Source organism: Amycolatopsis sp., from assembly GCF_035546795.1.
Classification (GTDB): domain Bacteria; phylum Actinomycetota; class Actinomycetes; order Mycobacteriales; family Pseudonocardiaceae; genus Amycolatopsis_E.
In genome coordinates this window covers 58,301-72,136 of record NZ_DASZWC010000038.1, presented here as the reverse complement: position 1 = coordinate 72,136, position 13,836 = coordinate 58,301, and the positions used below count along the sequence as shown (strand labels likewise).

The window sequence follows — 13,836 nt, the reverse complement described above, 5'->3', positions numbered from 1 at the left end:
GTCGGAGAGTAACCCCCTCTCCGACCGCCTTTCGGGCGGTTGCTATGCTTTCCACGCTTCACCAAGGGGCTGTAGCGCAGTTGGTAGCGCGTCTCGTTCGCATCGAGAAGGTCAGGGGTTCGATTCCCCTCAGCTCCACCGACGTATTTTGGACACACGAGGCCGGGTTGAGTCGGTTTCGTTACGTAGGACGGCTCGACCGTGCCTGAGCAGGGATCCTGTGGCACAGGACGCCGGGGCAAATGCTGAGATCGGTGCCGCTGCTGCATCGGGTCAGGACTGGTGCCCGCTGTCCGACTCTCAGGCACGCCCCCTGAGCTGAGCTGATCCAGGCTGCCCTCGCCCGGCTCGCCGCACTCCCCGCGCCGACCTGACCAGCAGCAAACCAGCCCAATGAGACGACACACCACACGGACCAGTGGAACTCGACAAGTCACCCCGATCGACCGTGGGCCCGACACCGCACATCGACGACTGGAAAGCAGGTCACAAGCTCAGACCCGCACGGTGATCAGGCCGACTCGTCGACCACGCGAAAGGTCGAGGCCAGTGGCTCCGGACCGCGGCGACGGCGTCGGCGACGGACGCGGGCCGGCCGTCGAGCTAGAACCGTTCCACCACGGAGTACACGTGCGGTGAGGAACGTTCCCACCGAGAAGCCGTGGGCACGCAGGATCGCGGACAAGAAGACCGAAACCGAGCCCTTGCCTGCGGTGCCGGCGACGTGCACCACCCGGACCTGATCCTGGGGCGCCGAGCAGCTCAGGAGGCGCTCCGCACGCCCAATCCTGTTCCGCAGGTCATCGCCGCCGACTCCATCGGCGACCGTTCCTCGAAGGGATAGTGCTCCAGGCCCGCGAGCGCGTCAGGCGCGACGGCGCTCGTTCCTGGACGGTCATCGGAACTGAGGCTTGCGCTTGGCGAGGAACTCAACGATCCCTTCGCGGCCTTCGGCGCCATCGACCAGGCGCGCGATCGTGATCGAGGTGGCCGGGGAAGCCAACGGTCGCCAACGACCACAGGAGGCGCTTGGATTGCGCGAGCGTCTCGGCCGCACCACGGGTCAGTCCTGCGCCACGTCTCGGGCTTAACCGACGTCGTCGACGAACCGGCTGGCCATTCCCACTGAGCTGTTTCCTCGGCGCCGACCACGCGGTTGGTCATCGTGAGGTTCAGCGCCCGGGCCAGGCCGATGCGCGCCGGAAGGAGCCAGGACTTCCCGCAGTCGGGGACAGTCCGGCCGCGGTGTAGGTCATGCGGAACTTCGTCTGGGAACCCGCGACCGTGATGTCGCCGGCCAACGCGAGCCCGATCCCGCCGCCAGCCGCCAACGCGTGGATGGCGGTGACGACGGGCACCGGCGCGGTCGTCAGGCGGACGAGTGCTTCGTGCAGGTCCGTGGCGACGGCCTGCACCGCGGCGGAACGATCGTCGGCGTCGGCGAAATAGTGGAGATCGCCGCCGACGGAGAAGGCGTGTCCCTTCGGCAGCGATCAGTGCGGCACGGATGCTGCGGTTGTGGGCGCCCTCGGCGATCCGCTCGGACGCCTCGCGGATCGCTTGTGCCATCGCCAGGTCGAGGCTGTTGCCGGACTCGGGACGTGCGAGGGTGCGGGGGCGAGGCCGCCGTCGTCGGTCCAGCGGGTCCGCTCGCGGAGGGGTTCGGTCATCGGTGATCGTCCTCTTCGGTTGTGGTCGGCCGCCAGGTGGACGTAGAAGTCGGCAGGCTCCACCTTCCGTACCGCCTGGACGCCGGGGACGGACACGACCTGGTCTGCGAGGTGTCGCCCCGTCGCTGAATCCCGAACGCTACCCGGCGTCTGCCGGCGGTTGGTCCGTACAAACTACGAGCGAGTGCGGTCCTGCTTGGCCGGGGTTTCTACGGTTCACCGCGGCCCGCCCGGCCGCGACCATGAAGGGCGACGCATACCGATTGCACCGACACCGGGAGGCCGTTGCCATGATGCTGGTCCGGGCTGACACGACGCTGTGCCAGGGTTACAGCGCGTTTGACGTGGACGATGACGGGATGGTCGTTCTCCCCGGCACGACGGTCTCGAGCGAGCAACACACTCGCGTCGAGGCCGCGGTTCGCAGCTGCTCGGGCGCCGCGCTGGCGATGTCCGAGGAGCCCGAGAGCGCTGGTCTCGCATGAGCCCGATCACGGTCATTGTCGGGGGCTCCGTGGGCGGCGTCCGCACCGCTCAGGCGCTGCGCGGGGCCGACTATGCGGGGAGGGTGGTGCTCCTCGTCAAGGAGGACCGGGCGCCCTACGACAAGCCTCCGCTCTCGAAGGCCCTCCTGGCCGGCTCCGCGACGCTCGACGACCTCACGCTGCTCAGCCCCACCGAAGCCGATCGGCTCGGAATCGAGGTCCGTCTTGGCACGGAGGCGGTGGCCCTTGATGCGGTGGCACACGAGGTGGTCGTCGCGGGAGGGAAGCGGATCGGCTACGACAGCCTCGTGATCGCGACGGGCGCGGAGGCCAAGTGTCCGCCATGGTGGCCGATGCCAGGTGTGCACGTCGTCCGCACCGCCGACGATGCCATCGCCCTGCGCGCGGACCTCGACCGCGGTGGTCCGCTCCTCGTCGTCGGCGCAGGTTTCATCGGGGCCGAGGTCGCGGCGACCGCGCGTGCCAAGGGCGTCCCGGTAACGCTCGTGGATCCCCTTCCCGCGCCGATGTCCCGTGTGCTGAGCGAGGAGATCGGCGGCTACTTCGCCGATCTGCACCGCCGCAACGGCGTCAGGACACGGTTCGGCGCGGCGGTGGAGCGGCTCGACCGCGACGGCGAGGGGCTGCGCGCCATCCTCACCGACGGAAGGATCGTTGACGCGGCCACCGTAGTCGTCGGCATCGGTGCCGAGCCGGTGGTCACCTGGCTGTCGTCCTCCGGAGTTCGGCTGGACGACGGCGTGATCTGCGACGGCCAGGGCAGGTGCGAGGGCGTCGACGACGTCTTCGCGGTGGGTGACGTCGCCCGCTGGTGGCATCCTCGCCACGGTGATTGGGTCCGCGTCGAGCACTGGACCAACGCCGCTGAACAGGCTGTCGTCGTGGCGCGAGCCCTCGCCGGTGGTGCAGAGGACTCGCCGCCGCATGCGCCGGTCGAGTACGTGTGGAGCGACCAGTACGACTGGAAGATCCAGATCGCCGGCCGCATGGGCGCGGGCAGCCGGCACGAGATGCTGGGATCGGTGGCCGACAACCGGTTCGCCGTGCTCTTCCACGACGGCGACGACCTGCTGACCGGGCTGCTCACGGTCAACTGGCCGCGAGTGACGGTGGCCGGGCGGCGGACGCTCGCACAGTCCGGCACCCTGACGGAGCTGCGTAGTCGGTTGGAGGGCGGCGGTGTGCCCGCCCGAACGTAGTCCAGCGCCCGGCCGGTGCCGCGCCCTTCGTCGACTTCGCCCAGACAGGTATCCCTCTTCTGGCGGGGACGACGAGCTTCTACCGGCCGCTCGCTACCCTGTCCTCCCGTGCAGACGGGGTGCTGGCCAGTCCGACGCTGTTCACCGCGCAGGCGCAGCGGATCACCGGACTCGATGCCGACGCAGTGATCTCGGTCGACCCCGCGGAGACGTCGTCATCGTGGGCCAGGCGCTTCGAGACGCCGGGTGCGCAGGTCCCTGCATCGACGCGAAGCGGGTCGCCACCGGAACCGTGTTCGCGCGGCTCGCCTCGCCGAGGCGTCGATCATTTCTATGTACCCATCAGGTGCTCGCTCGACCGACTCGGCCGCGGCAAGCCACTCCGTCCGCATGCGGAACATGACCGAGTGGTGGCTCCCGGGCGGTGCCTGTCCGGGCGACACTCGGTGCCCAGTTTGAGGGGTGGCAACTACCGTACTGACGGTGTTTGCCTGTCCGGGGACGCTGCGGACATCGAGTTGCCGCGGGTCTCCGACAGAGGCAGGAGGTGTTCTGCTGAATTCCACGAACCGGCTGATTCCGGCTTCGCGAGCGGAGTCGGCGAAGCCCTGCTGATGCGCTACGTCTCGGTCGGTGAACAGTTCACCGCCCAGCGCACCCTCCTCGGCGGCCTCGACTGCTCGGGTGCGCTGCACGGCCAGCGGGAGGCCTGGTCACTTGCGCTCCTGAACCAGGCCCGCCAGGCCGACCGCGACTTCATCGGCATCCTGTTCAGCAGCGCTCATGAGGTCGCTACCCTCCCGCTTCCGCGCCGAACAGCCCGATGACATCACCGACATGATCGAGCTCCTCGAGCACCTCTTCGGGCGGTGGCACCGACTTCGAAGACCCGATCACGGCCGCGACCTACTCGCTGAACGCGGATGCTCGCCCTCGTCGGGGTTCGCGCAGTCTCCGCGAGGCGGCGTTTCCCATACTTCGGGCTGCTGCTTCCCTTTGGTCATCACAGATTCGTGAATCACAGCCGTGCCGGCCGCTGCGTCCTTGCCACCGTGTTCGCGTTCAACCCTGCACCGATCTCCTCAGGACCGGCGGCGATGGTCACCGGATGTGAGCGCCGCGGTCCGCCGTTCGCTACCGCGTGAGCCCGGCTTCCCTGGCCAGCCTCGCCAGGTCGGCGCGGGAGCGCAGGCCGAGCTTCTGCTGGATCCGAGCGCGATAGGTCTCCACCGTGCGCACCGAGAGCGTGAGCTTCGTGGCCATCTCCGGATTGGTGTACCCCAGCGCGAGATGCCGGAGGATGTCGCGCTCACGCTCGGACAGCGCCGCGAGTGGGTCCTTCACGCGGCTTTGGGAGCTCGCATTGCCGTCCACCAAGGCCGTCACCAGAGTGGGGTCGACGTACGTGGTTCCGCTCGCGACGGCCCGCACGGCCCTGACCAGCTCGGTGTCCGCCGCCACCTTTACGAGATAGCCGATTGCCCCGGCGGCGAGGGCCTCGCGCAGATAGGCGACATCGTCGTGCATGGTCAACACGAGCACCTTGCTGTGCGCACTCTCCCTGTGGATCTGCTCTATGGCGGTGATGCCGCTCTGGTCCGGCAAGGAGAGATCCATGACGACGACGTCCGGCTTCTCGATGCCGGCCAGCTCGACGGCCTTCGCTACGGTCCCCGTCTCACCGACCACGACCACATCTGCGACGTCACTGAGGATGCGGCGCAGGCCGCTCCGCATCATCGAGTGATCGTCGCAGAGCAGCAGCCGGTACGCCTCAGACAAGGGGCACCTCGAACACGATCGTCGTGCCCTCGCCGGGTGCGGAGGTCACGCGCAGTACTCCTCCCAACAGCTCGGCGCGCTCGGTCATCCCACGTAGCCCCAGCCCGGTCGCGGTCGTTCCGCCGGTCTCGAATCCCACGCCGTCGTCCTCGATCACCACGCGCAGGACATCACCCTCCCGTGCCACGACGACGCTGCATTCGGAGGCCTGCGAGTGTCGAGCGACGTTCGTCAGTCCCTCCTGCACGATGCGGTATGCGGTCGTCTCGACGTCGGAGGGCAGGCGGGTGCCGTCCAGCTCCACCACCTCGAGCCGAGGCACCACCGTGCTGCCCTCCATGGCCAGAGTCACCAGCCGGCGCAAAGCCGCAACCAGGCCGAGATCGTCCAGCACGGTCGGCCGCAGGTCGAACGCCAGCCGTCGGACAGTGTGGAGCCCGGCGGTAACGAGGTCGCGCAGCTCCCCGGCGTGGGTGACGACTGCGGCGCCGAGATCGGCGTTCGGAGCGGCTGCGCATTCCTCCACCGTCCGGACCTGCAGGAGTATCGAGGTGAGGGCCTGGCCGAGCTCGTCGTGCAGGTCGCGGGCGATCCGGGCGCGCTCGGCCTCCTGTGCGCCGATTACGCGCAGCCGCGATTCACGGTGCAGCAACTGCCGTTCGGACGCCGCGCCCGCGAGCCGGGCAATGAACTCGGCCAGCCGCTTCTCCTCCTCGCCGAAGAGCTGGCCGACCTGCGAGTGGGCCACGAGGAACCAGCCGGTGACCTCCTCGCGGACCAGGACAGGGGCACAGAGAAGGGACCGGACGCCCGCCAGCACCAAGCCGTCACCGATGTCGTGGTCGGCGTCGAACGGCTCGCTCATCGTGATCGGACCTCGTCGAGCCGCGGCGCGCGCGATGACGGCCCGGATCGCGTCGGACGCGGCGGCGCCGTCCGCCCATGGCCAATCGCCCTCGGCGCATCCGAGCCCGCCGACGAGGCAGAGGTCTGCGCGCAGCAGCGTGGTCGCCGCCTGCCGCACCGCGTCGCTGACGGCCTGTGGTGAGGCTGCGGACGCCAGTCTGGCACCGCTCTCGAGCAGCGAGGCGAACCGCTCGGCGAGCCCCACCGTGGGCGGCTCGACGAGGTTGCGTCCAGCGAGGATCGGGAGCTCGGGACCCGCAGTCGCGGGCCCCGGCAGCTCCAGCCTCGCGCACTGCGTGCGCAGCTCAGCCAGCTCCGCCCAGGCCTCCTGCTCGAGTACGACGGCGGCGCACCGGTCGGCATAGTGGCGGGCACGCCTCGATCGTCCGCGCAGCGCCGCGACGAGCGCCGCCTCGCGGTAGGCGTGCGGCCGCTCACCCGGAAACAGCCGTGCATGCCGCAGCGCCCGCCGGACCGCGCGCCGAGCCCGCCGCAACGCCCGGCGGCGAGCTGCGGGCAACATCGACCCCTCGGCCAGCTCTCGGAGCAGCGTCGCCAGCCAGGAGTAGACCGGCACCAGATAGGTGCTGGTGGGCCAGGTTCGCCCGACCTGGGCAGCGGCCTCGGCCAGGCAGGCGACCGCGTCGTCCGCCCGGCCAAGGCGGCGCAGTCTCAGTGCCTCGGCCACGGCAGCGCCCACTGTCACCTCGAGGTCGGATCCACGCAGCTGAAGCGCACGCGCGGTCTGCTCCGCCGTGACCTGGCCCCCGGTGGCCTTTGCGATCACTTCCAAAGCTGTGACCTCGGCGTTCGCGTCCCCGATGGCGGCCGCATCCCGATACACGGCACGCGCCTCCTCGACCGCTTCCCGCAGCTTGCCCGACCGGTAGAGGCACACAGCGCGGTTGCGGGAGGCGAAGTTCACCTCCCAGCGGTCCCCGAACTGCTGCAACAGCTCGGCGGCCCGCGCTCCGGCCCGCGCGCCCTCCGTGTAGCGTGCCGAGCCGAGCAGCACGCAGGTCCGCATGCTCGCGGCGTGTCCCTCGCCCCGCGGGTCGTGTTTGTCCCGGCTGAGATCGCGAGACCGGTCGACGTAGCGCAGTCCAGTGTGAGCGAGGAACGGGAAGGTGACGGTCATCGCCCCGCCCCAGACCCCGTAGGAGTGAGCCAACTCAGGGTTGTCCGGGCATCGTTCGGCGACGTTGACCTGTCGCAGCATCAACCACAGCACATCCAGCCGCCGGCTGTGGAACCAGCGTGGGTACTGCAGCTGGGTGTAGAGCCGGGAGCGGACCAGGTCCCGTTCACGAGGCCCGGCCGGGTCCTGCGATCGCCGCCGGCGCAGCCCGCCGCTGCTCAGCCGCCGGACCGTCTCGCCCAGCAGTGCTAGCGCGACTTGAACGGTGCCTGCCGGAATGTGCTCGCCAAGCACGCGCAACCCGGACTCGCTGTGCCGGACGGAGGATTCCAGGTCGTCGGTACGGAACAGGACCTCGCCCAGCTGGCCCTCGAGCCGGGCGATCGCGAGGTCGTCCTCGGCGAGCGACAGGGCGAACTCGAATCGTGCCGCGGCCTCGTCGTAGCGGCCGCGCAGGATGAGGATCTGGCCCAGCGCCTCGGCGACGTGGGAGCGGATCCCGGCCTGCGCTTCGCGGGCGCCGCGCTCGGCGATGCGGTATTGCCGCTCGGCCAGCTCCAGGTCGTGCCGCTTCCGCGCGGCTGCCGCGGATTGCAGGGCATATCCGAGCGCATGCTCAGGAGCGCCGGCCGCGTCGTAGTGGAAGGCGATCTCGAAGGCACGGGATGAGCTGGCCGCCTCGATGTGTTGTGCAGCGCGGCGGTGTAAGGAGGCGAGGACGTCCGAGTCCTGGTCGGCCAGCACGCTCTCACGCAGCCGGTCGTGGGCGAACGTGCACCGCCCGTCCGGGTGCCGCCAGATCAGGTGCCGGGCCACGGCCTGCTGGACGATCGTGTCCGCCTCGGATGTCACTTCCGCCAGCAACGCAGCCAGCCCGAGGTCGAATGTCCGGCCAAGCACTGCGCCCGCCGCGAGCAGGCGTCGGGTGGCGGGAGTGAGCAGGGCGAGGCGCTGGGCGAGCACGGCCGCCGCTCCGCGTGAGGCCCGCCATCCGTCCGTGGGTGGGGTGAAGCGCCAGCCGGCGCGGTCCGGTGTCAGCGCTCCCGACTCGACCAGCCCTCGGACCAGGGCGGATACCATCAAGGGATTTCCCCGGGACAGCTCGTCGATGACCTTGACGGCCGGGGCCGGCACGACGCCCGCCATCGACGCGATCATCGTCTGCACCTGCTGCGAGCTCATCGCGGGCAGGGCCAGCCTGCGCGCCCTGGGCAGTCCAGCCACCAGGCGTGCGGTCGCGCCCTCGCCAGGCCGCGCGGCCAGCACCACGAGAGCGTGGCCCAGGTGTTCGTCCGGTGCCCGTGCGGCCCACGCCTGCAACACCTCCAGGGTGAGCTCGTCGGCCCACTGACAGTCGTCGAGCGCGACGAGGGCAGGGTGCTCCGCGGAACCGAGCGAGTCGAGCAACGTCACCAGCGCGGCGACGCTGCGGGCGCGGGACCGGGCCTCGCTGAGAGGCGGCGGGATGTCGGCCGGTGGAAGCACGTCGGCCAGCTCGGGCAGGGCTTGGCGCAGTGGCCCGACCGCGTCGCCGAGCCGCGCCACCAGATCAGGCACCCGGTCCGGCCGGGCCTGGATGCCCGCGGCCACCCCGACCAGCATCTGGAGCGGGTGCTGGGCCGTGAGCTCCACCCCGTGGCCGCGCAGTACCCACGCGCCGGACGAGGTCGCGCGCCTGGCCAGCTCGTCGAGTACCCGAGACTTGCCTCCGCCGGACTCCGCCTCCAGGATCACCATCCCGCTCGTGCCCGCACCCGCATCTGCGAGCGCGCCGAGCAGGGTGGACAGCTCGGTCTCCCGCCCGGTGATGGCGGGCTCGGTGACAGTGCGCCTGCAGTCCCGGGATCCGACGGCCACTTCGGGCTCGCCGACGCCGCGATGCAGCGCGTCCTGCAGGGCAACGAGATCCGCGAGCGCAGCATCGGCCGACTGGTAGCGGTCGTCCGGATCCTTGTGGGTGAGCCGGCGGAGGATCTTGTCGAATGCATGGGGCACCACGATCCCCAGCGTCCGTAGTGGTGGCAGCGGCGTGCACAGGTGCTGGCGGAGCACGTCCCGGAGTTCGGGTCCGTCGAAGGGCGGGGCGCCCGCCAGACACTCGAACAGCATGATGCCCACCGCGTAGAGGTCGGCTCTGCCGTCCACGGGACGGTCGAGCACCCCTGCGAGCTCGGGCGCCATGTAACGCAGCCCGGTCGGGACCGGGCCCGCGTCGGGCCCGCTTCCCGGCGTGGCGAGCGCGGAGCCGAAGTCCACGACCGCACTCGCGAGCCCCCCGTCGGCCTCGTCGAGCACCACGTTCTCCGGCCGGACGTCGCGGTGCACCAACCCGGCAGCATGGACGCCTGTGAGCGAAGCCAGCACCTGACGGGCCAGGTTCACTGCCTCCTCCAGGCTCAGCGGGCCCTCGTTCAGTCGTTCGCGCAGCGGTGTTCCCGCGACGTAGGGCGAGACGACACGCACCTTGCCATCGGCCACCGCGACGTCCGTGGGCGGGAGGACCCCCGGGAGATCAAGTCGCCGCAGGAGCGCGGAGTCCTGTGCGAGGCGCACCCGCGCAGCCTCTGGAACCACGGTCGCGTCGAGCAGCTTCACCACGACGGCGGTTCCCGTCTTCGGGTCCTCGACGAGAAGCGTCTCGACTGTGTCGGTCTGTTTGAGGAGCGTGCGGATCAGGCCGTTTGTCGCCGGAGAGGTGGACTGCACGGACCGCCTCCTCGGCCGGATCGCCTGTGATCTCGGCCGCCACTATACGTGACTGTGGCGCTCGCCACGTCCGTGGTTTCCCCGGACATCGAAGGCCGTCAGGTGCCGTAGTCGCCCCGGTTGGCCCCTCCAGTGGAGGCCGTCACGCTTATCACCGTTCCGGCTGGCTGTCCGGCCGATCGAACCTCCGCCACACACACAGAGAGGTGTGCTGATGCACTTCGGAATCCTGTTGCTCTTCGCCAATGCGGGGTCCGCGCTGTCCGATGACGAGCTCTGGAAGGCCGAGATGGACCTCGGTGAGCACGTCGAGGAGCTCGGCTACGACTCCGTCTGGGTCCCGGAGCACCACTTCGACCGGCCGTACTGCGAGTCGCCCGACCCACTGCAGGCACTGACCTATCTCGCCGCGCGGACCAGCCGCATCCAGCTCGGTACCGGGGCGATCATCCTGCCCTGGCATCGCGACCCGCTGCGGCTCGCCGAGCGGATCAGCATCCTCGACTCGTTGTCGGACGGCCGGCTGCAGCTGGGCGTAGGCCGCGGTCTGGCCCGCGTGGAGTACGAGGGCTTCAAAGTCGACCTGGACGACTCGCGCGAGCGGTTCTCCGAGGCGGCGCAGATGCTGATTGACGGCCTGGACAGCGGCGTGATCGAGCACGAGGGCAAGCACTTCAGCCAGCCCCGCCGGGAGATCTTCCCGAAGCCGTCCCGCAGCTTCCGCGACCGCCTGTTCACGATCGCGATGTCCCCGGAGTCGACGGTGGCGATGGCCGAGATCGGCGGCGGCCTGATGTGCTTCAACTACCAGTACCCGATCGAGCAACAGGCAGCCCAGTTCGACACCTGGCGGGCCCGCTACCGCGAGGTTCAGGGCACCGAGCCGCCGCCGCCCACTCTGCTCGACTTCGCCTACTGCCACTCCGACCCGGAGGTCGCCGACTCGCACATGCGGCACTACCTGTCGCGCTTCTACTCGGCGATGGTCGACCACTACGAGTTCGACGGGAAGCACTTCGGCAACACCTCGACCTACTCGTCCTACCAGTCCGGCGCGGACATGCTGCGCGAGTACGGCCGCGAGGCCGGGTTCGAGGCCTTCTACGGCCTGCAGCTGAAGGGCTCCCCAGAACAGATGGTCGAGACCCTGCTCGAGCGCCGCAGGCTGTGCGGGGAGTACCGGCAGATGCTGCTCGTCTCGTTCGGCGGCATGGACTACAAGGACGTCAAGGAGAGCCTGCGGCTGATCTCCGAGGAGGTCATCCCCGAGGTGAACAGGCGCTCCGCCGAGCTCGCCGCGTCGCCCGCCACTGTCTAACCGGCCACAAAGGACACCCCCGATGCCCACCACGTCACCGTACTGGAACCCGGATCGCGAGTTGCGTGATCCGGCCGAGCGTGAGGCCGCCTCCCTGGCCCAGCTGCAGAAGCAGCTGGCTCGGGCCTACACGCTGCCGTTCTACCGCCGGCACTGGGACGCCCACGGCTTCCACCCGGACCAGGTGCGCACGTTCGACGACTTCACGAAACGATGCCCCGTCATCACGAAGAAGATGCTGGTGGCGGACCAGGCGGAACACCCGCCGTTCGGGTCCTACCTCGGCATCGAGCGCTCGGACATCTGGCACATCCACGGGTCGAGCGGAACCTCGGGCACCCCGACGATGTACGGCGTCGCGAAGCAGGACTGGGACCACGCCCGGGAGATCTTCGCGATGACGCACTGGGCATCGGGGGTCCGCCCTGACGACATAGTGCACTTCGCCTTCCCGTTCGGTCTCTTCTTCGGAGGCTGGGCGATGCTGTACGCCGCGGAGTCGGTCGGCGCGACCGTGCTCCCGATGGGTGCCGCGGACACGCGCAGGCACATCGAGATGATCTACAAGATGGGCTGCACCGTGCTCGAGGGCACGCCGTCCTACATGCTGCACATGGCCGAGGTCGCCCAGGAGCTCGGTTACGACACCGCGGCCTCGCCGTTGCGGGTGTTCCTCTCCGGCGGAGAGCCCGGCGGTTCCATCCCCTCGACCCGCAGGAAGCTGCTGGAAACCTGGGGTCTCACCACGGTGTGCGACGCCGGGACCACCTCGGAGATGTTCCCGTTCGTCACGAACGCCGAATGCGACCGGATGTACGGCACGCACGTCTACAACGACGAGGTGTGGACGGAGATCGTCCACCCCGAGGACCCAGCGGGCCTGATGCCGGAGGGCGAGGTCGGCAACATCGTCTACACCCACCTGTGGCGGATCTCCCAGCCCATGATCCGGTTCGCCTCGAACGACCGGAGCTTCATGAGTTCCGAGCCGTGCCCGTGTGGACGCACTTACCCGCGGATGCCGCGCGGGCTGCTCGGCCGGGCGGACGACATGCTCGTCATCCGAGGGGCGAACGTGTTCCCCTCCGGCATCGAGCACGCCTTGCGGGGGGTCGACGGTCTCGGCCTCGAGTTCCGCATCCGGGTGTTCCGGAAGGGCAACTTGGACGAGATCGCCGTCGAAGCCGAGATCTCACCGGACTTCAACGGATCCGCCGAAGACCGGGAACGGCTGCGCAAGCGGGTCGCCGACGAGCTCAAACACCGTTGCCTGATCCGGATCCCGGTGACCCTGGTCGAGCCCGACACCTTCGAACGGGCGGTGCTGAAGGCACGCCGAGTGATCGACGAGCGGCCCCGGGAGACCGCCTCATGACCGCCGCGACACCTCAGATCGACATCATGGGCGAGGAAGCCATCCGGGACCCGTACGGAGCGTTCGCGCCGCTGCGCAGTGAACGGCCGGTCTACTGGGACCCGAAGTACCGGTCTTGGCTGATCACCCGGCACGAGTACGTGTCCGCCGCGCTGCGCGACGACCGCTTCTCCTCGGACCGGATCGCCCCGTTCATCGAACGCAAGCTGTCCGCACCGGACACCGACCCGCTGCTGCGGCAGGCCTTCGAGGTGCTCCGGCATTGGATGGTGTTCCAGGACGAGCCGAGTCACATGCGGCTGCGCAACCTGGTTCGGCGAGCGTTCACTCCCCGTGCGGTGGCGAAGATGCAGGAGCGGGTCGCTGCGCTGAGCGCCGAGTTGCTGGCGGGCATTCCGATGGGGGAGGAGTTCGACCTCGTTGCCGAGTTCGCGTTCCCCCTGCCGGCGATCATCATCGCCGAGATGCTGGGTGTGCCGCCCGAGGACCGGGACACCTTCAAGCACTGGACGGAGGACGTAGCCCCGCTGGTGTCGGCGGGCCTCGACGACCCGGAGCGCTACAACAGGGCTACCTCGGCGATGGATGCGCTGGTCGCGTATTTCACCGGCCTGATCCGTCGATTCGAGGGGGAGCCGGCCGACAACCTGATCTCGGCCCTGCTCGCCGCGCGGGACGATGGTGGGAGCCTGTCCGAGGCCGAGGTCGTCGCCACGTGCACGCTGCTCCTCTTCGGAGGACACGAGACCACAGCGAACCTGATCGCCAACTCCATGCTCGCCCTCCTCCGGCACCCCGAGCAGCTGGCAGCCCTGCGCGACGGCCGGATCGCGCCGCGACAGGCTGTCGAGGAGTTCCTGCGGTACGACGGGCCGGGCAAGGCTGTGGTCCGGATCATGCGCGAGGACACCGAGTTCGCGGGGGAGACCCTGCGCAAGGGCCAGCGGGTCTTTCTCCTCCTAGCGGCGGCCAACCACGACCCGGACGTCTTCGACGACCCCGACGTGCTCCGACTCGATCGGGCGGAGAATCCCCACGTCGCCTTCGGGTTCGGGCCGCACTTCTGCCTCGGATCAGCCCTCGCCCGGCTGGAGGCGAGCATCGCGGTCCCTGCCCTGGTGGCGGGCTTGCCGGGGGTGCGGCTGGCCGATCGTCAGCTGCGGTGGCAGCAGGTGTTGTTGACCCGTGGGCTGCAGGAGCTCTGGCTGCACAACGAAGGATCTTCGGAGTGACGAC

At 69.5% G+C, this 13,836-nt stretch carries 9 protein-coding genes and 1 tRNA gene; 7 read left to right on the top strand and 3 right to left on the bottom strand.

Annotated elements, in window-relative coordinates:
• Nucleotides 1-65: 65 nt before the first annotated feature.
• Nucleotides 66-138, top strand: a tRNA-Ala gene (locus tag VHD82_RS21830).
• Between the two features lie 1,034 nt (nt 139-1,172).
• On the opposite strand, the gene VHD82_RS21825 is transcribed toward VHD82_RS21830, so the two are convergent.
• Nucleotides 1,173-1,490 carry an enoyl-CoA hydratase-related protein gene (locus tag VHD82_RS21825; RefSeq protein WP_325706828.1) on the bottom strand — a complete coding sequence of 106 codons (318 nt, stop codon included), beginning with the start codon at nt 1,488-1,490 and terminating at the stop codon, nt 1,173-1,175.
• Nucleotides 1,491-1,960: 470 nt separating this feature from the next.
• Between VHD82_RS21825 and VHD82_RS21820 the strand changes: the two genes are divergently transcribed.
• The 3 genes from VHD82_RS21820 (at nt 1,961) to VHD82_RS21810 (ending at nt 4,202) form a co-directional block, all read left to right on the top strand.
• Entirely contained in the window at nt 1,961-2,155 is a 195-nt protein-coding gene (locus tag VHD82_RS21820; protein WP_325706809.1) for a ferredoxin, read from the top strand.
• Complete coding sequence (locus VHD82_RS21815; RefSeq protein WP_325706807.1) at nt 2,152-3,375, top strand: FAD/NAD(P)-binding oxidoreductase; 1,224 nt, start codon at nt 2,152-2,154, stop codon at nt 3,373-3,375. Before VHD82_RS21820 ends, VHD82_RS21815 begins: the two co-directional genes overlap by 4 nt.
• A 518-nt stretch (nt 3,376-3,893) precedes the next feature.
• Nucleotides 3,894-4,202, top strand: a complete 309-nt coding sequence (locus VHD82_RS21810) for a hypothetical protein (protein ID WP_325706805.1) — start codon at nt 3,894-3,896, stop codon at nt 4,200-4,202.
• A gap of 307 nt (nt 4,203-4,509) precedes the next feature.
• Here VHD82_RS21810 and VHD82_RS21805 read toward each other — a convergent pair whose 3' ends face one another.
• Together VHD82_RS21805 and VHD82_RS21800 are read right to left on the bottom strand one after the other, a co-directional pair.
• A complete protein-coding gene (locus VHD82_RS21805) occupies nt 4,510-5,157 on the bottom strand; it encodes a response regulator transcription factor (RefSeq protein WP_325706802.1) in 648 nt (215 codons plus the stop codon).
• Nucleotides 5,150-9,907 (bottom strand): protein kinase domain-containing protein, encoded by a 4,758-nt coding sequence (locus tag VHD82_RS21800; RefSeq protein ID WP_325706799.1) that lies wholly within the window; start codon nt 9,905-9,907, stop codon nt 5,150-5,152. Before VHD82_RS21800 ends, VHD82_RS21805 begins: the two co-directional genes overlap by 8 nt.
• Nucleotides 9,908-10,121: 214 nt before the next feature.
• Between VHD82_RS21800 and VHD82_RS21795 the strand changes: the two genes are divergently transcribed.
• The 3 genes from VHD82_RS21795 to VHD82_RS21785 are packed head-to-tail and all read left to right on the top strand — an operon-like array spanning nt 10,122 to nt 13,832.
• A complete protein-coding gene (locus VHD82_RS21795; RefSeq protein ID WP_325706796.1) occupies nt 10,122-11,225 on the top strand; it encodes an LLM class flavin-dependent oxidoreductase in 1,104 nt (367 codons plus the stop codon).
• Nucleotides 11,226-11,247: 22 nt separating this feature from the next.
• Nucleotides 11,248-12,600 (top strand): phenylacetate--CoA ligase family protein, encoded by a 1,353-nt coding sequence (locus tag VHD82_RS21790; RefSeq protein ID WP_325706793.1) that lies wholly within the window; start codon nt 11,248-11,250, stop codon nt 12,598-12,600.
• Nucleotides 12,597-13,832, top strand: coding sequence for a cytochrome P450 (locus VHD82_RS21785; RefSeq protein ID WP_325706790.1), 1,236 nt, complete (start codon nt 12,597-12,599; stop codon nt 13,830-13,832). The genes VHD82_RS21790 and VHD82_RS21785 overlap by 4 nt, the downstream gene beginning before the upstream one ends.
• Nucleotides 13,833-13,836: the final 4 nt, after the last annotated feature.